The organism is Serratia sp. JSRIV006 (genome assembly GCF_019968685.1).
GTDB lineage: Bacteria > Pseudomonadota > Gammaproteobacteria > Enterobacterales > Enterobacteriaceae > Chania > Chania fonticola_B.
On the sequence record NZ_CP074137.1, the window covers coordinates 3,542,563 to 3,563,363 of the forward strand.

Annotated in this window: 20 protein-coding genes; 4 read left to right on the plus strand and 16 right to left on the minus strand. The window is 55.8% G+C overall.

Annotation, left to right across the window (positions count from 1 at the left end):
• Positions 1–163: 163 nt before the first annotated feature.
• Together KGP16_RS16450 and KGP16_RS16455 are read right to left on the minus strand one after the other, a co-directional pair.
• Positions 164–1,789, minus strand: coding sequence for a TIGR04028 family ABC transporter substrate-binding protein (locus KGP16_RS16450; protein ID WP_059201151.1), 1,626 nt, complete (start codon positions 1,787–1,789; stop codon positions 164–166).
• Between the two features lie 145 nt (positions 1,790–1,934).
• A complete protein-coding gene (locus tag KGP16_RS16455; protein ID WP_223499992.1) occupies positions 1,935–2,564 on the minus strand; it encodes an alanyl-tRNA editing protein in 630 nt (209 codons plus the stop codon).
• A gap of 84 nt (positions 2,565–2,648) precedes the next feature.
• Here KGP16_RS16455 and KGP16_RS16460 point away from each other — a divergent pair, with 84 nt between their 5' ends.
• Positions 2,649–3,605, plus strand: a complete 957-nt coding sequence (locus tag KGP16_RS16460; protein ID WP_223499993.1) for a LysR family transcriptional regulator — start codon at positions 2,649–2,651, stop codon at positions 3,603–3,605.
• On the opposite strand, the gene alkB is transcribed toward KGP16_RS16460, so the two are convergent.
• On the minus strand, positions 3,567–4,214 hold the full coding sequence (gene alkB, locus KGP16_RS16465; RefSeq protein ID WP_021180310.1) for a DNA oxidative demethylase AlkB: 648 nt from the start codon (positions 4,212–4,214) through the stop codon (positions 3,567–3,569). The genes KGP16_RS16460 and alkB overlap by 39 nt on opposite strands.
• 138 nt (positions 4,215–4,352) lie before the next feature.
• On the opposite strand from alkB, the gene rarD reads away from it, so the two are divergent.
• Positions 4,353–5,234: an EamA family transporter RarD gene (rarD, locus tag KGP16_RS16470; RefSeq protein ID WP_223499994.1), complete on the plus strand. Its 882-nt coding sequence runs from the start codon at positions 4,353–4,355 to the stop codon at positions 5,232–5,234.
• 10 nt (positions 5,235–5,244) lie between these two features.
• Here rarD and KGP16_RS16475 read toward each other — a convergent pair whose 3' ends face one another.
• From KGP16_RS16475 to citC, 9 genes are all read right to left on the minus strand, one after another.
• Positions 5,245–5,940 carry a 4'-phosphopantetheinyl transferase gene (locus KGP16_RS16475; protein WP_223499995.1) on the minus strand — a complete coding sequence of 232 codons (696 nt, stop codon included), beginning with the start codon at positions 5,938–5,940 and terminating at the stop codon, positions 5,245–5,247.
• A gap of 83 nt (positions 5,941–6,023) precedes the next feature.
• The gene (gene agp, locus KGP16_RS16480; protein WP_115158120.1) at positions 6,024–7,256 is read right to left on the minus strand and encodes a bifunctional glucose-1-phosphatase/inositol phosphatase; all 1,233 of its coding nucleotides are present in this window, start codon (positions 7,254–7,256) and stop codon (positions 6,024–6,026) included.
• 144 nt (positions 7,257–7,400) lie between these two features.
• Positions 7,401–8,864, minus strand: a complete 1,464-nt coding sequence (locus KGP16_RS16485; protein ID WP_021180306.1) for an anion permease — start codon at positions 8,862–8,864, stop codon at positions 7,401–7,403.
• 31 nt (positions 8,865–8,895) lie between these two features.
• Positions 8,896–9,789: a triphosphoribosyl-dephospho-CoA synthase CitG gene (gene citG, locus KGP16_RS16490; protein ID WP_059201157.1), complete on the minus strand. Its 894-nt coding sequence runs from the start codon at positions 9,787–9,789 to the stop codon at positions 8,896–8,898.
• Positions 9,770–10,318, minus strand: coding sequence for a citrate lyase holo-[acyl-carrier protein] synthase (citX, locus tag KGP16_RS16495; RefSeq protein WP_094982591.1), 549 nt, complete (start codon positions 10,316–10,318; stop codon positions 9,770–9,772). The genes citG and citX overlap by 20 nt, the downstream gene beginning before the upstream one ends.
• 4 nt (positions 10,319–10,322) lie before the next feature.
• Positions 10,323–11,828 carry a citrate lyase subunit alpha gene (gene citF, locus KGP16_RS16500; protein ID WP_021180303.1) on the minus strand — a complete coding sequence of 502 codons (1,506 nt, stop codon included), beginning with the start codon at positions 11,826–11,828 and terminating at the stop codon, positions 10,323–10,325.
• The gene (citE, locus tag KGP16_RS16505; protein WP_371822713.1) at positions 11,828–12,721 is read right to left on the minus strand and encodes a citrate (pro-3S)-lyase subunit beta; all 894 of its coding nucleotides are present in this window, start codon (positions 12,719–12,721) and stop codon (positions 11,828–11,830) included. The genes citF and citE overlap by 1 nt, the downstream gene beginning before the upstream one ends.
• Positions 12,722–12,728: 7 nt before the next feature.
• Positions 12,729–13,037 (minus strand): citrate lyase acyl carrier protein, encoded by a 309-nt coding sequence (gene citD, locus KGP16_RS16510; RefSeq protein WP_021180301.1) that lies wholly within the window; start codon positions 13,035–13,037, stop codon positions 12,729–12,731.
• Positions 13,034–14,107 (minus strand): [citrate (pro-3S)-lyase] ligase, encoded by a 1,074-nt coding sequence (gene citC, locus KGP16_RS16515; RefSeq protein WP_218519168.1) that lies wholly within the window; start codon positions 14,105–14,107, stop codon positions 13,034–13,036. The genes citD and citC overlap by 4 nt, the downstream gene beginning before the upstream one ends.
• Before the next feature lie 323 nt (positions 14,108–14,430).
• Between citC and dpiA the strand changes: the two genes are divergently transcribed.
• Positions 14,431–15,117 carry a two-component response regulator DpiA gene (dpiA, locus tag KGP16_RS16520; RefSeq protein WP_059201159.1) on the plus strand — a complete coding sequence of 229 codons (687 nt, stop codon included), beginning with the start codon at positions 14,431–14,433 and terminating at the stop codon, positions 15,115–15,117.
• A gap of 78 nt (positions 15,118–15,195) precedes the next feature.
• On the opposite strand, the gene KGP16_RS16525 is transcribed toward dpiA, so the two are convergent.
• From KGP16_RS16525 to KGP16_RS16540, 4 genes are all read right to left on the minus strand, one after another.
• Positions 15,196–16,176, minus strand: a complete 981-nt coding sequence (locus KGP16_RS16525; protein WP_223499999.1) for an ABC transporter permease — start codon at positions 16,174–16,176, stop codon at positions 15,196–15,198.
• A gap of 2 nt (positions 16,177–16,178) precedes the next feature.
• Complete coding sequence (locus tag KGP16_RS16530) at positions 16,179–17,117, minus strand: ABC transporter permease (RefSeq protein ID WP_037375581.1); 939 nt, start codon at positions 17,115–17,117, stop codon at positions 16,179–16,181.
• 76 nt (positions 17,118–17,193) lie between these two features.
• Complete coding sequence (locus tag KGP16_RS16535) at positions 17,194–18,675, minus strand: sugar ABC transporter ATP-binding protein (RefSeq protein WP_223500001.1); 1,482 nt, start codon at positions 18,673–18,675, stop codon at positions 17,194–17,196.
• 74 nt (positions 18,676–18,749) lie between these two features.
• The gene (locus tag KGP16_RS16540) at positions 18,750–19,685 is read right to left on the minus strand and encodes an autoinducer 2 ABC transporter substrate-binding protein (RefSeq protein ID WP_223501541.1); all 936 of its coding nucleotides are present in this window, start codon (positions 19,683–19,685) and stop codon (positions 18,750–18,752) included.
• A gap of 485 nt (positions 19,686–20,170) precedes the next feature.
• Here KGP16_RS16540 and KGP16_RS16545 point away from each other — a divergent pair, with 485 nt between their 5' ends.
• A complete protein-coding gene (locus KGP16_RS16545; protein ID WP_021805795.1) occupies positions 20,171–20,800 on the plus strand; it encodes a response regulator transcription factor in 630 nt (209 codons plus the stop codon).
• Position 20,801: the final 1 nt, after the last annotated feature.

A 20,801-nucleotide genomic window follows, 5' to 3' on the forward strand; every position in this document is an offset into this window, starting at 1 on the left:
CTCCCACAGGGAGAGGGGACAATCCGTGCCACGTTTTATACTGGTGCTCATATTGGCAGAACTGTCCGTACCTCGATTTACTCCGCACCTGACCACCACGCTGAACTGGCTCCCTCTCCTTTTTGGGGAGAGGGTTGGGGTGAGGGGTGCAGGCAGCTCGGGCTTAGCGTTTCTCTAACCACGCGCCATAGAAGCTTGGCCGACCCACGGCTTCAAAGTTGACGCCTTTCAGATAGGGAGCACCGGCAAAGACCTGCGGCTCTTCAAAGAACGGGATCACATAGGCCTGATCCAGCAGATACTTTTGAGCCTCACCGGCGATCTGCAAGCGCTTGGCCGGATCCACCTCAGAGGCGATCCCCAGCAGCAGTTGGTTCAGCGAATTGTCGATAAATTGACTGTTCTGGCTGGTGCCCCCCTGCTGCAACAGGCCATCACGATTGGTGGGATAAAACTGGCTTTTAATCACATCGGGATCGGCACGGCCCACTTCGACCACCGAAGCCGGGGTCTTTTGCGGATCGAGGTTATCTGCCACCCGGCTGCCAGCATCGCCTGCCAAGATATTCAGTCGTGCCCCTACCTTGCCCCATTGCTGCGAAACCAGTTGCAGTACCGCCTTGTTTTGCGGCTGCGGAAGCGACTCGTACACCGTTAACAACAGCTTTTTACCGTCTTTCTGGCGCAGACCATCGCTGCCCTTTTGCCAACCGGCGTCATCTAGCAGGCGGTTGGCCTTCGCCAAATCGAAGGTCAATTTATCGGAGAGATCGACAAAACCGGCTGCCGAGGAGGCGATCACCGATTTGGCTTGTGGATAGTTGGCGGAGAACAGCGTATCGACGATCTGTTTGCTGTCGGTGGCATGCAGCAGCGCTTGCCGCACGCGGATATCGGCCACCAGCGGATTGTCTGGCCTGAAGGCAATGCTGTCGTTTACGCCACGGGTTGGCGCGGCATAGATCGTAAAACCCTGGTCTTGGGTTTGCTTCTCATCGTAAGCCTGGATCTGGCGAATAAAGTCCGCCTGCCCGGCCTGCAACGCGCCAATTCGCACGCTGTCTTCCGGGGTGACGATCACCTTGATGGCATCCAGATTGGCCCGCCCTTGCTGAGGCAGCTTGGCGGGCCCCCAACTATAGTCTTGACGTACGCTGAGATCGACCTCCCGCCCTAAGGTTTCACCGCTCACCACAAACGGGCCAGAGCCGATAATATGGCGCGCATCACCCAGTTCATCGTATTGGCGGTTCAGCGTGCTGAGCGACACCAGCCCGGAACCGATGGTCGCCGTACCTTGCAGGAATCCTGGGGACGAGCGCTTGAAATAGAATTTGACCGTCAGCGGATCGATGACCTCACTGTGGTCATAGTTATTGATCACCTCGGAAACCGGCAAGCGCAGCGCTTTATTGCCCAAGCCGTAGGTATCAAAGTTCTTGGCTACCGCGTTGGCATCCAGCGGTGTCCCGTCGGAGAAGGTCACTCCGGGGCGCAGTTTGAAGGTATATTCCGTTTTATCGGGGTTGCTGGACCAGGACTCGGCGATCCAGGGTTCGATCTCCAGTGTCTTTGGGTTCTGGTAGGTCAGCTTGTCGGTGATCTGGTTAAGGATACCGCCGTTGGGGTAAAACCCACCTGAAGGGGGATACAGATTGGTATGGGCCTGCTGCTCCAGATAGATCAGCGTGCCGCCCTGCACCGCCGCGATGGCCGGGCTCGCCGCAGCCGCAGCGCCTAATACCACTGCCAGTCCGCTGGTTAACGTCTTGAAAGGAAAATTAAACATGGGTGCCGTGCCTTCTTTATGTCGGTTTGTTATGGGTTAGATAACAAACCAAAACGGCACGGAGTTGAACGAACTAATTTAGCTAACTAATGATGAAAAAAGCAGTAACGCGCCAAGCCGTGGCTGGGCACGCCTGTACGCCCCATCAATCCACCTGATACTGCACAATCAACTGCCCTTTCTTGATCTTGACGGCGGTAATTTGCACCTTGCCCAACTCCGCCAGCGAACGCACATGGGTGCCACCGCAGCCATAAGCAGGCAGATCGCCAAACCCAACCTGACGGACGCCTTGCTGTTCCTGCTGCCTGCGTGGCAAGTCGGCGGCGATCAAGTCCGTCAGCCGTTGTTGCAAATATTCTGGTTGCAGTTCCGTTGCCTGTGCACCCGGTGCAAAGGTAATACGCCCTTCCCCCGGCCAGTGGTGCGCTTTCACCGGCTGCCAGCCCCGGTTTTCCCCGAGCCAGCCAATCAGATGCCCGGCAGAATGCCAGCGGGTATGTAAGTGGCGTTGCTCCCCGTCGATTTCCAGCGTCACCGGACCACAAGGCAGGGGGGCGGCCAGATAATGGAGCAGTTGATCGCCCTGCGCAGCAACACGTAATACCGCTACACCGCCGATCGTGCCGCTATCGCTCGGCTGCCCGCCGCCCTGTGGGTGAAACAGCGTGGCATCCAACTGCACCGCATAGCTGCCATCCTCTTGCGCCGTGCAGGACAATACCTGAGCCTGGAGCTGCAAATCATCGTGATAATAATAAAGTCGTTCGGTCATGGGCTCTCTCCTGGTTAACGCCGTTATTATATTCGTGCCATAATCGGCTGATAATCCGTCTTCTTTACAATGGACCTTTGCGCCGTGAGCACAAATCTTTCCACCACACTGCTGGTTGAAATGGCCGTTTTTGTTCAGGTGGTGGAAAGCGGCAGCTTCTCCGCCGCCGCCCGCCAGTTAGGCAGCTCGCCTTCTGCCACCAGCCGCAGCGTTGCCAGGTTGGAACAAGCGCTGAACGTACGGCTGTTGCACCGCACCACCCGCAAACTGCGCCTGAGTGAGCAAGGCGAGGCCGTGTTTCAGCGCTGCCGCAGCATGCTGGATGCCGCCAACTCAGTGTTGACCATCAGCGACCAGAACAGCTCGGAGCCGGAAGGCACAATCAGCATCAGCGTACCGAAAGCCGTCGGGCACTTTGTCCTGCACCCTCACATGCCAGAGTTCTTACGGCGCTATCCGCAGGTGGATGTCCATCTGCGGCTGGAGGACCGTTATATGGATTTGATCGACGATCGGGTCGATCTGGCGCTGCGCATCACCGACCGACCGTCACCGGGCCTGATCGGCCGCCCGTTGATGACCATCGAACATTTGCTATGCGCCACTCCGCATTACCTGGCCCAACAGGGCACGCCGCGTCACCCACGAGACCTGACGGAGCATAGCTGTATTTATCTGGGGGAGACGCCCAGCGACGCACGTTGGCGTTTTCGCCGCAATGGCAAGACGGTTTCGGTCAATGTGCGGGGTCGCTATGCCGCCAACCACACCGGGGTTCGGTTGGATGCGGTGAAACAGCATATCGGTATCGGCAGCCTGCCTTACTTTACCGCCCACCAGGCGCTAGCCAGCGGTGAGATTGTGCAGGTGTTGCCAGAGTGGGATTTCCTCAGCAGCTATCATGGCGATCTGTGGCTGCTGTATGCGCCAACTCAGCATCTGCCCCCCAAGCTGCGAGTGTTTATCGATTATCTGGTGGCCAGTTTAGGCCAGGAACCCGCGTTAAAGCGCTTTGCGCAGGGTGATATTGATGCGGTGTGACCCCACCAGTGAATGATAGCCCTCTTTCACCGGCATGATGCCGTGGAAACATAATCGCGACGGGCCACCCCAGACTACCACATCACCGTGGGCCAGCGGGATGCGCCGCGTTCTGTCGCTGCGTTGCAGGCCGCCAAACTGAAAAACGGCCGGTAACCCCAGCGATACCGAAACAATCGGTGCCGTAAAATCATGCTCGTCTTTATCTTGATGCAGTGAAAGCTTACTGCCCGGATCGTAGCGGTTCATCAGGCAGGAGTCCGGGACGTAATGACCGAACCCGGCCTGCAAGGCCGCTTCATCGGCCAAAGCCAGCAAAATTGCCGGGATTTCTGGCCAACTTTTGCCAGTACCGGGATCGCGTTGCGAATAGCGGTAGCCATTGCTATCGCTGTTCCAGCCGTTGCCGCACCAGCTCATGGCCACCGACATGGTGAAGCCGCCCGGCGTGGTCATATGCCGCCAAGGCACCTGTGCCACCACGCCGTTGACCGCCGCTAGCAGTTCCGGCCCGTGATCGCGAACAAAGCCGTGCAATACCACCGCCCCCGGCGCGATTTCCTCACGCCAGGGCGGCGGCAGCGCATCTTCAAACAGATCGATTGTCATCGTCATTACCTGGATAAATACACAGGTGTAATTCTAACCGCTTGGCCGTTGTTGTCCAGTCCGGCGTAATCCATTGTTGTTAGAGCTAAATTGCCTTAGAGTAGCCGCAGGAAATTCCATTAATAATCAGGAACGCTGGTGATCAAAGGCATCATACTTTCCGTCGTCGCTTCCCTGCTGTTCGGCGTGATGTATTACTACACCTCAATGCTAACCCCACTCGACGGCGAGGAAATCTATGGCTGGCGCACCCTGCTGACGCTGCCGTTTCTGACGCTGTTTATGCTGTTTTCCGGCGACTGGGCGCGGGTGAAAGAGATGCTGCACTGGCTACGGCAGCGTCCGCAACGCGTGCTGTTGTTGCTGCTCACCACTTCCCTGCTGGGCGTGCAACTGTGGCTATTCCTGTGGGCACCGCTGCACGGGATGGCGCTGGATGTCTCACTCGGCTATTTCCTGCTGCCGCTGACCATGGTGTTGGCAGGGCGAGTGTTTTTCCGCGATCGCCTGTCTGTGCTGCAAAAAATGGCGGCCCTATGCGCATTGGTCGGCGTGGGTAATGAGCTGATCCTGGTGGGCGGGGTTTCCTGGTCAACGCTGGTCGTCGCGCTAGGTTATCCGGTTTACTTTATTCTGCGTCGCCGCTTGGGCACCGATCATCTAGGCGGGTTGTGGTGTGAACTGACGCTGATGCTGCCAGTTGCCGCGCTGTTTGCCCTTGGTGGCTCAGAACCGCTGGCGGCACTGACGGCCAAACCGCTGCTGTATTTGCAGATCCCGCTGTTGGGCATTATCAGCGCTCTGGCGCTGGTGTGCTATATCCTTGCCAGCCGCCTGCTCCCCTTCAGCCTGTTTGGCCTGCTGAGCTATGTAGAACCGGTGTTGCTGGTGATCGTCGCGCTGCTATTGGGGGAAACCATTAACGCCAACCAATGGCTGACCTATATCCCGATCTGGCTGGCGGTCATGTTGCTGGTGCTGGAAGGTGCGCGCCATCTGCTACGACGCCGTAGGTATTAAAACGCTGATTTTAAAAACAAATAAACGTTGTTACGGCGTCACCTCGCGGCCAGAAACGTCCTTTAAACCGGCGGCCTGCTTGGCATCGTGGCGTCAACGTTGTTAGCAACTCCAGCTCAAAGGTCTGCGCCTGCATATCCAACCCGACGATCCGCGCATCCATAAAATCAAAGTAGCAGCGTACCTGCGGGTAAAGCGCCTTGAACAGGCTTTCCTTGGCGGAAAATACCAGCGTCAACAGCAGATTAAAGGGCTGTGGCCGTTGGCGTAACCACTGGCATTCGTTCTCATTGACGATGCCGCTCCACAACTCTTCTGCTCGTACAGATGGCATCTGCGTTTCCACATCAATGCCCACGCCACCTGCCCCATCCTCATGCTGAGCGGCACACAGCGCCGTATCATTATTGTGGCTGATCGCCCCGGCAATTCCGGCGGGCCAGAGCGGTTCACGTTTCTCCCCGCGCAATAAAGTGAAATCCTGATGGCCCAACTCTGCCAGCACCCAGCGCGCCAGATAGCGCCCGGCAAGATATTCCGCCTTACGCTTGGCGACTGCGGGTGCGACATGTTCAGGGAAATCGATACCGGCGGCAGCAAACAGATCGTCGTGATAATCCGCGACAGAGAAGTGACACTGCGCGATCAGGCCAGCAAAACCGTCAACCGGTAATAATTCAGCATTGAGAATAAAAGAAGAGAGCACGTTTCATCCGTGACAAGGGGTCCGTTGAGACAGTATATACCGCGCGGCAGGCCGGGGCGAAACGGTTCGCCCCGGCAGCACGGTTATTGCAAGACGTCCTTCATGGTTTTTTCAAAGTCGCTCCAGGCGCAGAAGCCGTCTTTATCTACCGGACAGCCTTCCAGCGCCAGGGTGACGCGCTGCGGCGGGGTGCTCAGCGTCAGCGGTTCGGCATTACGCAACTGTTCGGTGGATTGGTAGACATACTCAATCTTCAACAGATCGCGATCGCCCTTGCCATCATGCCAGCGTTGAAACACCAGCTTGCCGCCAATCGGGGTTTTCTCATACTGCTTCGGCAACGCATACGGCTTGAACTTCATCGCTGACAGCAAGGAAGCGATGTTGGAATCATGCCCCACCAGCACGGTCAGCTTCGGTGAATCCGCCTTGCGCTCGCTAATCAGCGCCGAGTTGATGTAGGTCAGCAGCGGTTTGGCAACGTTCTGGGCGACGACCGACGAGGTGAACAGCGAATCCTGATAGCCATCTTTCAGCTTGGCCAACTGCTGCCACTGGTGCGGTGTCACAATCTTGCCCCAGGCCACCTCTTTCATCGGGAAGCCTTCGTAATACTGCAGCATAAAGGCATCCACCAGCGAGTTACCCACTTTCAGCGGGCCAGAAACGCCTGGCTCTTTCCCCGGTACCGCACTCATTTTATTCGGTTCAGTGGCCAGGTTGCACTGCTTGTCGATCTTGCAGGCGGGAGAATCTTTGTAGTCGATGATCTGCTCGAGCTGTTTGTAGGAGGCGTCCAGCTTCAGCGATGCCAGCTCGGCATTCATGGCGCTCAACGCCTGCTGGTTAAAGGTTTCGCTGCTGTTGGTGATAATCGGGTTGAAGGTTGGATCCATCTCCCCCATTTTCTCCTGATGATGCACGCTGATGTCGCAGCCTGGGAATGCGCCGTTGGTAAAGAACTGCGCGGTGGCTACCGTGCGTTGCAGGCTGTTGGCATACACGTAAACGCTGTCAGCGGCTGGGCAACCTTCCTGCGGCAAAATGCCCGCCTGCTTGAGCCACGCGTTGAAATAGTGGCCCATATACACTTCCAGCACGCCGCCCTTGGTGGTCAGCAAGCCACCTGGCGTATCCCACTGTGGCCAGGCTTTCGGCGTGGACTGGGCCAGCACGCTACCGTTGTTCGCCAGCGGAGCGCGCAGGTTATGGCGGCTCATCACCAGCACCTGCTCCAGTTGATAACCGTCGTTCTCGGCAAAGGCGGTGCCGCTGAACAGCAAAGGCAGGCAAAGTAATAACGTTTTTTTTCTCATCCGCAGAGGCTCCCTAAATATGATTATTTTGAATAAGTTAACGTTGGATTTGTATAATGACGGCGTTCGACATGAAAGTGTGTGACGGGCGTCACGGGGGAAGGGATTGCAACAGCGGCCATCCGTGGATGGCCGCCGATTAACTTAATACCACAGGCTAAGAATTGGCCAGCCGATCAACAGCAGCGCCGCGATATACACCACGCCGAGGATACCGCCAAGACGCCAGTAGTCTTTCGACTTCACATAGCCACAGCCGTAGATGATTACCCCTGGGCCAGTGGCATACGGGGTCAATACCCCCATGATACCGATAGACAGCACCAGCAGGATGGAAAGGTGTTCCATCGGCACGCCCGGCAAGCCTTTACCTACCGCCAGGATCATCGGCAACATGGTCGCGGTGTGGGCCGACAGGCTGGCAAACAGGTAGTGCGCGTAGTAGAACACCAGCACCAGCAGAATCACCGTCATTTTCGGTGAGAAACCGTCCAGATGGGTGCTCATGGTGGTGGCAAACCAGTCAATAAAGCCGGAACGGCTCAGGCCGCTGGCCATCACCACCAAGGTTGCCAGGTTAACCAGGGTATTCCAGGCGCTGGAGTATTTGGTGATGTCTTTCCAACTGACCACGTGCAGGGCAAGCATCAGCGATACCGCCAGCAAGCACACCGTGGTCGCATCCAAAATTTTACCGCCGAACACCCACAGACACAGGCTGAGTAACACCAGACCGATCAAGGTATATTCTTTGCGGGTCAGTTTACCCATTTCCCCCAGTGCCGTACTGGCCCAGCCAGCCACTTCGTTGCTGTGGGTTACACCTGGCTTATACAGGTAGTAGGAAATCAACGGAGCAACGATCAGCAGCAACAGCCCAACCGGCAGGAAGGCCAGGAACCATTGCATCCAGGTGATATTGATCCCGGCAATCTTGTTGACGAACTCGATGCCCAACACGTTAGGTGCCGCGCCGGTCACAAACATGGAGGAACTGATGCTGGTCCCCACCACCATCATCCACATCAGGTAACCACCAATGCGGCGTGAGGAAGGATCGTTAGGGAAGGAATCAAACAGCGGCGGCAGGTTCTTCACCACCGGGAATACGGTGCCGCCGGTACGCGCGGTATTGGACGGGGTAAACGGCGCCAACATGATATCGATGATCACCACCGCGTAGCCTAGCGTCAGGGTGCGTTTGCCCATGAACTTCACCAGGAACAGCGCGATGCGGCGCCCTAACCCGGTGGCCTCGTAGCCCAGCGCGAAGATAAAGGCCCCAAACACCAGCCAGACGGTGGTACTGGAGAATCCGGCCAGCCCCCATTTGAGCGCCTCTTTACCGGCTTTAAAGCTGGGATTGGCCAGCTCTTCGGCACCAAACAGCACCCAGTTGGAACTGAGCACGCTGACGGTCACGGCAATAAAGCTGATCGCCGTGGCCGGGATCGGCTCCAGGATCATACCGACAATCATCGCCACAAAGATGGCAAAGTAACGCCAGGCTTGCGGTGGCATCCCCTCCGGCGTGGGTATCATTAACAGGACGGCAAGCACCACCAACGGGGCGATCGCTTTCCAGATTTTCTCTTTGGTTTCGGACATGGACACTTCTCCTGAAGGCTTCGTTATTTTTTTAAGCCCCCGCCTGCGGCAACTGCGCCAACAGCCAGGTGACTATCAATAAATCGGCACTACCGCCGGGGCTAAGATTGCGGGCGATGCACGCAACGTCGAACTGCCGCAAACGGGCAATTCCTTGCGCCGTACCTGCCCCTCCCTGTGCCAATAACTGGCTGGCGTAGTGTTGTAACCAGCGCAGCCCTTTAATGCCGCCCCGCGAGGCGACGTTGGTATCATCGTTATGCGCCATCAGCCACAGCAGGCTGTCCAGCAGCGCGACCTGTTCTCCACAACCACTGGCGATCCTCTGGTGATACAGCGGTAACGCACCGCCGCTCACCCGCTGAAAGCCGGATTCAGCCTCACCACGGGCACCGCTCAGGCCAAACTCGGCAAATAACCGTTGCCCTGCCGTCTGGCCCGCGTTGTTACGTTGCAGCTCCCGGCTAACCAACCCACGGCACATCTCGGCCACTTCGCCACACAGGCTTTGGGCGTCAATTTGCCGTTGTTGTTGCTGTAAGCGGCCAAAGGCGCAGCACAACAGCCCCAGCGAGAACACGCTGCCTTTATGGGTGTTGATGCCGCCGGTGGCGTGGAACATCTGTTCTTCACAGGCCATGCCCAATGGGCGCAGGCGTGCAAGCTGCTGCTCGGCGGGCAAAGCGGCGTCGGCCATACCCTGGCGGATAAAATAGGGCAGCCACCGGCCAATCGCCCTTGAGCTACGGTAGAAATGGCCAATATCCATGTCGCGATGCGCGCCGTTGTTGTGGCGATCGACCAACCCCGGTTTCGGCGTCAGGTTGACCTCCACCAACAGCGCCCGATAGGCGTCGCGAGCAAAGCGCTGGCTGTGCGAAAGATCTGTAACCGTCGGCTGCCAGTCAGGCTGGGAGTGCATCATTGAGCATCCTTTCCATTGCAGTGAGCAGTTGTTCGGTGCTGTGGCTCTGCTGGCGGGCGCAAATCTTGGCTGGCTGATTGCACAGCAGACAGCTGCGTTCAGGCAGACCAAGTTCACGCCGCGACAGGATCTTCCCTTGCGGGGTCAGTACATCGATATCCCACAGGCGGCCAATCGGCTGCTGGATTTCCAGTTGGATGGTGGCCTCTTTCACCGCGCGGGCATCGGCTTGCAGCGCCAGATAGCCCTCGCAGCCAGTGGGCAGTGCCAGGGTCTTCTGCTGCAAACAAAGCCAGCCTTGCTGGCGATACATCTGCTGCAAGGCCTGCCTGCCCAGATTGAACACGCGCCGCGTCATGGGGCTGTCTTTCACCGCCCCCGGCACCACGAGTGTGAGCACCACCAGCGTGGCGGTAGGATGGCGCGCCAGCCACGCCTGTTGCCGTGCCTGCCGGCATTCACGGCTGGAAAGCAGTTCGGGCAAACTTACGGCGCGGCTGGCGGCCAATTCGGGGGAGATGTAAGCCATGGCGTTACTCCGCGACCTGATGTACGACGTCAATCACCGAACCGTCGCGATAGCGCACCACGGCCACCACGTTGTCGGTAAAGGCGATCGGTTTCGGTTCGCCGGTCAGTACCAGCGCACGCTCACGCAGCCATTCGATGGTGACCACCTGCAGGCCAGCATCACGTAATCTCTGCGCCAGTTCTGGGCGAGCCGGGTTTACGGCAATACCGTGGTCGGTCACCAGAATGTCGATGCTGGAGCCCGGTGTAACGCAGGTGGTCACCTGCTCAACCAGCGTAGGAATGCGGCCACGCACCAACGGTGCGACAATAATCGCCAACCGCGCCGCCGCTGCGGTATCACAGTGGCCACCGGAAGCGCCACGGATCACCCCGTCGGAGCCGGTCAGCACGTTAACGTTAAAGCCGGTGTCAATTTCCAGCGCGCTCAGCACCACCACGTCCAGGCGATCAACCGACGCACCCTTGGAGCTGAAGTTGGCGTACTGATTGGCGCTGATCTCAATATGGTTTGGGTTGCGAGCCAATGACATGGCCGCCGCACGGTCAAAGCTCTGCACGTCCAGCAGTTTGCCGATCAGGCCTTTCTCATGCAGATCCACCATGGTGGAGGTGATGCCGCCCAGTGCAAAACCGGCGCGGACGCCACGGGCACGCATCTTGTCTTCCAAGAAGCGGGTTACGGCCAACGAAGCGCCACCGGTGCCGGTCTGGAGGGAAAAGCCTTCGGTAAAGTAGCCGGAATCGACGATCACTTCGGCAGCACGACGGGCAATCAGCAGCTCACGCGGGTTGGAGGTCATACGCGTGGCATCGGCCCCGATTTTGTCCGCATCCCCTACTCGCTCCAACTGTACGATCAGATCGACCTGATCCTGTGCCAGGCTGGCGGGATGATGCGGATATGGCACGATCGCTTCGGTCAGCAGCACCACGCTACGGGCCGCTGCGGCATCCACCTTGGCATAGCCGAGCGAACCGCAGCAGGCATCGCCGGTATAACCGTTGGCATTGCCGAACTCATCGCAGGTAGGCACCCCGAGGAAGGCAACGTCGATCTGCAATTCACCCGACTCGACCAGGTTGACCCGGCCACCGTGCGAGTGAACCTGCACCGGCTCTTTCAGCAAGCCGCGCGAAATGGCATCTGCCAACGGCCCACGCAGGCCAGAGGTATAAATACGGCTCACCACCCCGTTGCGGATATGGCCGACCAGCGGCGCATGGCAATCGGTCAGTGAACTGGAGGCCAGCGTCAGGTTGCGGAAGCCCATCTTCGCCAGCACATCCATCACCTGGTTGAGGGCCAGATCGCCGCCACGGAATGCGTGGTGGAAAGAGATGGTCATGCCGTCCTGCAGGCCGCTGCGGCGGATCGCCACTTCCAGCGACTCACAACGTTTGATATCGCGCGGTTTACGCGCCTGCAGGTTGGCCTTGGAGGCTTCCTGATAAAGCCGCATCTCGGCGTGATTGTTCAAGGTCATCAGGCGTTGTTGGCGTTTCATCATGCTTCCTCGCTGTGGTTCGGTTCTTCACGCACGCCGGAAAGCGCTGCGCGTTGCAGTACCAGACGGGCCCGTTCAATCACCGGGCTATCGACCATCTTGCCGTTCAGCGAAACCACGCCGCGCCCCTCTTTTTCTGCCGCTTCTGCCGCATCGACCACTCGCTGGGCATGGGCCACTTCTTTGGCGGTTGGTGCATACAGGTTGTGCAGCAGTTCGATCTGGCGTGGGTTAATCAGGGATTTACCGTCAAAGCCCAGCTGTTTGATCAGCGCCGCTTCCTGTAAGAAACCCGCTTCGTTGTTGGCATCGGAATAGACGGTATCGAACGCCTGGATCCCGGCTGAGCGGGCGGCCTGCAACAGTGAACAACGGGCAAACAGCAGTTCAATGCCTTCAGGGGAGCGCTCGGTACGCAGATTGCGCACATAGTCTTCGGCACCCAGCGCAATCCCGATCAACCTTGGGGAACCCTGCGCAATCGCCACCGCGTTGGTGATGCCCTGTGCGGACTCGATCGCCGCCAGCAGGCCAGTGCTGCCGACCGGGCGACCACAGGCACGTTCAATGGCGGCGATTTCACGCTCCATATCCACCACGTCCTGCGCGGTGTCGGTTTTTGGCAGACGGACGATATCCGCCCCGCCGCGCACCACCGCTTGCAGATCCGCCAGGCCATAGGCCGAATCCAAGGCGTTAACGCGCACAATGGTTTCAACTTCCTGATACAGCGGGTGTTGCAGCGCGTGATACACCAGGCGACGGGCCGCGTCTTTCTCACGCAGGATCACCGAGTCTTCGAGATCGAACATCAACGCATCGGCCTGATAGATAAAAGCGTTGCTGACCATGGCGGCATTTGCCCCCGGTACGAAAAGCATGCTGCGGCGCATACGGTGTTTATTCAGCGTTTTCACGGCGTTCCTCCCAAGGCAGTGCGGCGGTTTCGCTGGCACGCATCAGCGCGGTTTCCAGCCGTGCACGCAGCACACAGTCCAGTGCGCCTTTATCGTCGACAATCACCTGCACCGGCGGCACGTCATACTGCTGCAAAACCTGCAACAGGGTGTGGCGGATGGCATCGCCGAACTGTTTTTCCACGCTGCTGGCAATCAGCAGATCGTGTTCCGGGCCTTCTGCTGGCGCGATACGGACCATGACATCGCTGGATTCCAGCGTGCCGGCCATTGCTTCTCGGATTATTTTCATTGTTCACCTGATTGTGCGGACTCAAATTCTTGCGGTACTGGCTTGGCCCGGCGCTGTGCCTGCAGATCCTGCAGGTAGTACAGCGTGTCTTTCGGCACCAAAGGCGCTGCGGCGTGGAAGTCTCCCGCGGCCAGCAGCTTGCGCACCCAGGAGGCAGAGATCGCCGTGCCCTGGTACTGCAAGCGCTCAATTTCCACCAGATCGATCGGTGGGCTAGGCAGCGCCGGAGTTTCCAGCCAATAACGCATGTCGCGGTTGTATTTCGCCGTTACGGCGCAGAACGGTTCGTTGCCGACAAATCGATGCGTGATGCCCAACGCGGGGGCCAGATACTGGCGGAAGATTTTCAGATCGATTTCGGTGTAACAGTCGTCGGCAACCCCCTGCTCTTTAATGAAGTAGCAAGGGAAAGTGGCACGGGAGATCACGTATTGAGACCCCTCATGCACCGTCAAATTGGTGATCCCCTCGGTGCCCTTCAGTACCAGATCGCGGCGATCTTCATACGGGAAGCGTGAGGTGTTTTCCTTCACCAGGAACAGATGCAGCCAGTCACATTGGGCGGCGGCTTCCCGCACCAGATATTGATGGCCACGGGTAAAGGGGTTGGCATTCATCACGATGCTGCCAATGGTGTCGCCCGGCTGGCGCTCGCTGGCCAGTTGCGCGGCGTAACGCTTCAGGCGGCACGGGCTGTTTTCCATCAGCACCACGATGCCCGGCACGCTGGCAATCGGATAAAAACCACACTGGCGAAACAGCGTCTCATTCTGCACTTTGGTGTAGATAAACAGCTGGGTGTGATGGCGCTCATAGGCCAGATTCACCAGTTCGGTCGCCAATGATAACGCCAGGCCTTCACCGCGCATTTGCGGGCTGATGGCCACGCATTTGATAATATTTTCGGCGATACCTCCGCAGGCAACCAATTGCTCGCCCTGGGTCACGGTGATAAAAACCTCGACCGTGGTATCAATATTCAGATCGTTACTACGCAAAAAAGCATTAATTGAGGCTATATTTTTGTGATCCGATCTTTTCACCCGAGTAAATACGGTATCGCCCAGCATGTCAGTCTCTCTAAAATAACTTATCAATAACATTTGAAATACAAAATCCCATTACAGTTAACATTAAGGTGTAATAAAAACCTTAAAAACCATCGAGTTGAAATGGTCCATAACACGAACGGGGTATTTAATGGCGCCATGTTAAACACAAATAACGCCCTGATTATTGACCTATTTCACAATCTACCCGCAGTAAATAAGTTGTTTAATGGTTTTTATTTACTTAATTATTTTTATAGTTTTTATTAGCGACATAGTGTTTAATTAAATAACCATCTCGCTGAGATTTAATTAGCAACGTAATTAAGCAACGGGGAATTAACATGGAGTGGCTAAATATTCTGATTGTTGAGGATGAAACGCCGTTGGCAGAAATGCATGCGGAATTCATCAAGCAGAATGGCGGATGCCGGCAGATTTGGCTGGCGGGTACCCTGGCACAGGCACGCACGATGACCGAGCGTTTCAAACCCGATCTGATCCTGCTGGATAATTTCCTGCCAGACGGCCAAGGCATAGAACTACTGCGCGAACTGACGCTACAAGGCTACGGCGGTGGCATTGTGTTTATCACCGCCGCCAGCGATATGGACACCGTGGCCGAAGCGCTGCGCTATGGCGTGTTCGATTACCTGATCAAACCCCTGGCCTATGACCGCCTGGCGCAAACCCTGCAACGCTTTAGCCAACGGCGCGAAGCGCTGAAAGACAAGGCGCGGGTCAACCAACGCCGCATTGATGAAATGTTCAACACCTACGCCCGCGGTGGCGATCAGGCCGCGTTGCCCACCGGCATTGATGAGCTGACGCTGATAAAGATCCGCGATTTGTTCGAAGATCCGCAGGTGCGTCATACGGCAGAAAGCGTGGCACAACAAATTGGGCTGAGCCGCACCACCGCTCGGCGCTACCTGGAGTTTTTTAGCGCCAACGATCAATTAGTGGCGGAGATTATTTACGGCAAGGTGGGCAGACCCCAGCGGATCTATCGTTCAGCAAGCCATGGTTAAACAGGAGCGCCCAACATACAGTGATGTAGTGGGCTGCTTCTGAGGCTATCGAACCTATTTGGTGAACTTGCACTATCACTACAACGGCTTGTTCTGCCTTAAGAAACGCAATGCCGGGACCTTCGCACCTTTGACAAAGATAAACGCCAGCAGTAGCGACCCCCACAGTGCCATGGTGATATAGCTACTGACGCCCATGATATTTAGCCCGCTCTCCAGCATTTGCAGCAGGAACAGCGCTAACACAATGCCGAAGACCCTACCAAATCCGCCGTCAGGATTTACCCCACCCAATACCGTCGCCAGGATAGTGATAAGCAACAGTGACTCGCCGTAGGAGGCTTTGGCCGAGTTGAGTTTCGACATCATCAGCAACGCCGCGACGGCGCACAGTAACGAGGAAATCACATAAACCCAAATCAGCGTGCGGCGGGTGTTAATCCCAGAGTAAAAGGTGGCTTTCTCGTTGGAGCCGGACAGGTATATCTGACGGCCCAGCGGGGTCTTGGCCAACATAAGCCAAAGCAGCAACGCCACCACGGCAAACAGGTAAAGCGGGACTGGAACCCCAAGAAAATAGCTGCGGTCCAATGCCAGTACATAGCTCGGAAAGTTAGAAATCGCCGAGCCTTTGGAGATCAGCACATTGATCCCTTTGAGCAAGGTCATGATGCCCAGTGTCGCCAAAATTGGGGATACCCGAACCACCGAGATAAGCACCCCATTGATGATCCCCACCACCAAGGCAACCGCCCCCCCCGCCAACAGCATCACTATCAATGAACTGAACGTTGGCTCAAGATGGGTACACACCCAGGCCATCACCAGCGCACTGGCGTTCGCAGTGGCAATAATGGATAAGTTGATGCCACCGGTCAGCATGGTGATCGCCATTGCCAGCGTCAATATCCCCACGACGGGGATCTGTGAGGCGATGGATTGGAAATTGGCCGCAGACCAGAATACCTGTGGGATCAGCACACTGAACACGCCCGCCACCAGCACCAGCAGTGCCACCAACCAGCGCTCGGTATGATCACGTTGAGTTGTTTTCGACATGGTTATATCCCTACCTTATGACGTTGGCCCCAGGCTGTCACACTGATACTGATGACTATCACCAGACCGATCACCACGCTATGCCAGTACGACGAAATACCCAGTAAATTCAGACCATTTTGCAATATTGCCAGCAAGATCACCCCGAGCAGAGTGCCGGTTAGGGTCCCCCGTCCACCGACAATACTGGTACCGCCCAGCACCACCGCCGCCAGCACGGTGAGTTCATAACCGAGCAACGAATCCGGTGCCACCGTCAAGACGGTATAGGACTGCACCACACCGGCGATACCGGATAAAAACCCCATATAGCCATAAACAAACAGTTGCAGCTTTACAATGCTGAACCCCATGCGGGATGCCGCTTCCTGATTACCGCCCAACGCATAAATTTGCCGGCCAATGCTGGTGCGTGTCATCACCAAAGCAGTGACAATAATCGTCGCCAGCAAGGTCAAAATGGGCAGCGAAAGGCCATAGTCATAGCCGTCAGCGGCGGTGAAGGAGAACAGCATTGGCCCATGTTCGAACCATTCCGGATAGGTATACAGCCAGACACCCCGGCTGAGATACAGCAGCAACCCGTAGAAGATATTCAGCGTGGAAATGGTAATAATGATGGACGGTACCCGCAGGCGATTAACCAAGAGCGCATTGATCAACCCCAGCAACAATCCGATGCCTCCTGCCAACGCGAAAGCCACCGGGAAATTACCGCCAAACTTCGCAATGAATGTCACCATGACATATTGCGAGATAATGGTCATCGCCGGGAATGAAATGTCAATACCGCCAGAAATCAAGACGATAAAAAACCCGCACGCCAAAATGGTCAGCATGGCGTAGTTATTTATCAAGTCATAAATATTGGCGAGCGTCAAAAATTCTGGGCTGGTGAAAGCAAGATAAGTCGAAATAATCAATAGGGTAAAAGCCAACATAACTTCATGGCGTTTCAGATGCTCTTTATTAAATAATCCTGTTTTGCCTACATCAGGCTTATTGAGTGCATGGGGATTAGCCATTGACTACCTCCGCAATGGCAGCTTCGCTGCAGTTACTCGGCAAGAACTCCTTCACAAGCCGCCCAGACCGCATAACCAGAATACGGTGGCTATTAAAGTAAGCTTCATCAATCTCATCACAAACCATTAATACCGCAATCCCCCGCGCCGCCAATGCATTGATAATATTATAAATGCCTGCTTTGTTGGCGATGTCGACCCCAACGGTCGGCGAGTCGAGGATCAGTATTTGCGGGTCGGTTGCCAGCCATTTGGCGATGGCAATACGCTGGGCATTTCCACCGGATAACGTATTGACCGGCAGGTCGCTATTACCGATTTTGATCGACAGATGTTTCACCATGTCTTCGACCAGCGTGTCGACTCGCTCGGCCCGCATCAGGTGCAAGGCATTTTTAAGCCGGTGTAATACCGTGGCACTGATATTGTCGCGGATTGATTGCTCCATAATCAGCCCGGTGCTCATCCGGTCTTCCGAGACATAGCCCACACCGGCGGCAATGGCATCGCGGTTACTGGCGAACCGCATTGGCTTATCATTGATACGAATGCTGCCCGACTCGGGTTTGGTTAAACCAAATAGACTGAGGCACAGTTCTGTGCGGCCAGACCCGAGCAAACCAACCAGCGCGACAATTTCGCCAGGATGCAAAGCCAGTGAGATATCCTGATATTGATTGCCACGGGAAAGCGCTTCCACTGCCATCACGACAGGGCGTGCTTCGCTGTAAGGCGGTAGCACCTGAAAATCAAATTTCATATCCGTCATCAGCCAGGCAAGCCGCTGGTTGTCCACTTCAGCCGCAGGGTAGGTTCCAACCCACTGGCCATCTTTCAGCACGGTAATACGGTCTGAAATCTCCAGCACTTCGCTCAACCGGTGACTCACAAATACCACACAGATATTGCGTGATTTCAGCTCATGCACCACCCGTAGCAAGCCGTTGACTTCCTGCCGGGTCAGCGACGCGGTTGGCTCATCCATCACAATGAGGCGGGCATCTTGTGCCAGTGCACGACAGATAGCGACTAACTGTTTCTGGGCGATGGATAAATTCTCAACCAATTCGTCCAGATTAAGGTGGGCATCAATGCTGTTAATGACGCGTTCGGCGGTCTCACGCATCTGACGTTTATTCACCCACAGCTGATGGTGATAATGGTTCATGGCGATATTCTCAGCCACGGTCAGATTCGGGAATAAGGATAAATCCTGATAAATGACCTGGATCCCCAGGCGGACAGACTCAATAGGTGTCAGGGTTGAATAGGTTTTGCCATCAATAATAATGGCGGCATCTCTATCGGGTTGGTAAACACCGGAGATAATCTTGATCAGTGTTGATTTGCCACAACCGTTCTGCCCAGCGAGGCAATGTACCTCACCCGGTAACAGGGTCATAGCCACCTTATTCAGCGCCTTGACGCCATAAAAGGTTTTACTGATATTTTCCAGGGTAATAAATGGCTGCATACATCCTCTTACGCCAGGCGAGCAATGGTTGCAGAGCCGGACAAGGCATCCGGCTCTGCGGTCATGCGGGGGAATTAATACAGGGAATCCACGTTATCTTTGGTAACTCGCAGTACATTGTGGAACTGAATCAGGTGTTTATCCTGATCAACTTCCGCTTTACCCACCCCAGGGATCTCCATGCCTGTTTCGATCTTCTCACCTTTAAGCACTTTGTCAGCAACGGCGGTCAATGCATATCCAGCAGAACCTGGGTCATAAGTGACACCCATGGCGATATCACCACTTTTAATCAGCGAGGCTGCCTGAGAGGGGATCATCATGCCGAATACGTGGACATTGTTTTTCGCCCGCTTCTCTTTCACTGCACGGCCTGCACCAATTGGGCCTTGTGAACCGAAGGCCACAATCCCTTTCAGGTCGCTATGCGCTTTCATCAGATCCAGTGTGGTGCGGCGTGAGTCATCAATGCTCTCGGCGACGGGCATACGGCTAGTCACTTCAAACATTTCCGGATAATGCGCTTTCTGGTACTTAACAAACAAATCTGCCCACAGGTTATGCTGTGGCACGGTCAGGCTGCCGACATAAATGACATACCCACCCTTGCCGCCCATCGCTTTTGCCATTTCTTCCACGTTGTCGGCGGCAAATTTGGCGTTATCAATGATTTCAATATCCCAGTTAGCGCTAGGCTGCCCTGGTGATTCGTTGGTTAATACCACGATACCGGCGTCACGCGCTTTCTTGAAGACGGGCTCCAATACATCGGCATCGTTCGGCACGATACTGATGGCACTGACTTTCTTGGCGATTAAATCTTCAATAATTTTAACCTGTTGTGGAGCATCGGTACTGGATGGGCCGACTTGATAGGCTTTGATACCCAGTTCTTTACCGGCACGTTCCACACCTTCACCCATACGGTTGAACCAGGGCATTCCCGCGATTTTCGAAATATTGACGACTTCCACTTCTTGCGCCAATGCACCGCCCGAGCCCACCAGCATGCTGAACAGGCTAGCCGCCAATAACGTTTTCACACTCAATTTTTTCATCTAACACTCCCGGATCTAATGTAGGTTGAGGCATAATCGCCAAATAGCGAGGTAACTCATTGGTATTATTTATATTTTATTGTTAGTGACGATTTCCCGGGATGCCGATTTTACATCTGCACAACATTCCCGTAGAGGGACTCTACAGCCTCGATAGCGATTTCCCCCATATCTTTGAATGCTATTTATATGGACAAACCTGCAACCTTCCCGGTTTGCGACGGGGGTCATGATCCTGAGGGGATAAACGAGGCGAAATGCGTAAAAATAACCGTCAGGAAGGCAATAACAGCGCTGGTGACAGGGATACTCTGGGTCGATGCGGCAGGCCATTTTAATGCCAATCTGTTAACTCCCTTCCATTTTGCAGCGCAACAGTTGCCAGCCAGAGTTTTCCTGCGCATGATGCGGAAAATCTCACACTTTGTTACAGGCTTATGATTAACGTTGCGCTGATAGACGACCACGTGGTGGTTCGTTCCGGGTTTGCCCAGTTACTGTCGTTGGAAGAGGATATCCGTATCGTCGGCCAGTTCGACTCGGCGGCACAGGCATGGCCGCACTTGCTGCGCGATCCGATCGACGTAGCGGTGCTGGATATCGCCATGCCGGATGAAAGCGGCCTCAGCCTGCTCCAGCGTTTACGCCAACAGCGCCCCACCTTTCGCGCCATCATCCTCAGCATCTATGACACCAATGCCTTCGTGCAAAGCGCTATCGATGCCGGGGCCGGTGGTTATCTCACCAAACGCTGCGGCCCCCATGAACTGGTGCAGGCGGTTCGCGCCGTCAGCAGCGGTGGGCTTTACCTGTGCGCGGATGCCTTGCGAGCGCTGCGCCATACTCCGCAGCCACCGAAAGAATTGCAGGTACTCACCCCGCGCGAGAAAGAGATCTTCGATCTGCTGGTCAACGGCCTGAGTGTCAAAACCATCGCCCAACAGTTGACCTTAAGCCATAAGACCGTGCAGGTGCACCGCGCCAACATCCTCGGCAAACTGCATTGCGACACCACCGTAGAACTGGTGCATTTCGCGCTGCAACATCAACTGCTTGCCGGGAGTTAGC

Coding starts and splice junctions, on each gene's coding strand:
- KGP16_RS16450 (WP_059201151.1), bottom strand. CDS start 1,789: ATGTTTAATTTTCCTTTCAAGACGTTAACCAGCGGACTGGCAGTGGTA.
- KGP16_RS16455 (WP_223499992.1), bottom strand. CDS start 2,564: ATGACCGAACGACTTTATTATTATCACGATGATTTGCAGCTCCAGGCT.
- alkB (WP_021180310.1), bottom strand. CDS start 4,214: ATGACAATCGATCTGTTTGAAGATGCGCTGCCGCCGCCCTGGCGTGAG.
- agp (WP_115158120.1), bottom strand. CDS start 7,256: ATGAGAAAAAAAACGTTATTACTTTGCCTGCCTTTGCTGTTCAGCGGC.
- KGP16_RS16485 (WP_021180306.1), bottom strand. CDS start 8,864: ATGTCCGAAACCAAAGAGAAAATCTGGAAAGCGATCGCCCCGTTGGTG.
- citG (WP_059201157.1), bottom strand. CDS start 9,789: ATGATGCACTCCCAGCCTGACTGGCAGCCGACGGTTACAGATCTTTCG.
- citX (WP_094982591.1), bottom strand. CDS start 10,318: ATGGCTTACATCTCCCCCGAATTGGCCGCCAGCCGCGCCGTAAGTTTG.
- citF (WP_021180303.1), bottom strand. CDS start 11,828: ATGAAACGCCAACAACGCCTGATGACCTTGAACAATCACGCCGAGATG.
- citE (WP_371822713.1), bottom strand. CDS start 12,721: ATGCGCCGCAGCATGCTTTTCGTACCGGGGGCAAATGCCGCCATGGTC.
- citD (WP_021180301.1), bottom strand. CDS start 13,037: ATGAAAATAATCCGAGAAGCAATGGCCGGCACGCTGGAATCCAGCGAT.
- citC (WP_218519168.1), bottom strand. CDS start 14,107: ATGCTGGGCGATACCGTATTTACTCGGGTGAAAAGATCGGATCACAAA.
- dpiA (WP_059201159.1), top strand. CDS start 14,431: ATGGAGTGGCTAAATATTCTGATTGTTGAGGATGAAACGCCGTTGGCA.
- KGP16_RS16525 (WP_223499999.1), bottom strand. CDS start 16,176: ATGTCGAAAACAACTCAACGTGATCATACCGAGCGCTGGTTGGTGGCA.
- KGP16_RS16530 (WP_037375581.1), bottom strand. CDS start 17,117: ATGTTGGCTTTTACCCTATTGATTATTTCGACTTATCTTGCTTTCACC.
- KGP16_RS16535 (WP_223500001.1), bottom strand. CDS start 18,675: ATGCAGCCATTTATTACCCTGGAAAATATCAGTAAAACCTTTTATGGC.
- KGP16_RS16540 (WP_223501541.1), bottom strand. CDS start 19,685: ATGCTGGTGGGCTCGGGCGGTGCATTGGCGCAAGAAGTGGAAGTCGTC.
- KGP16_RS16545 (WP_021805795.1), top strand. CDS start 20,171: ATGATTAACGTTGCGCTGATAGACGACCACGTGGTGGTTCGTTCCGGG.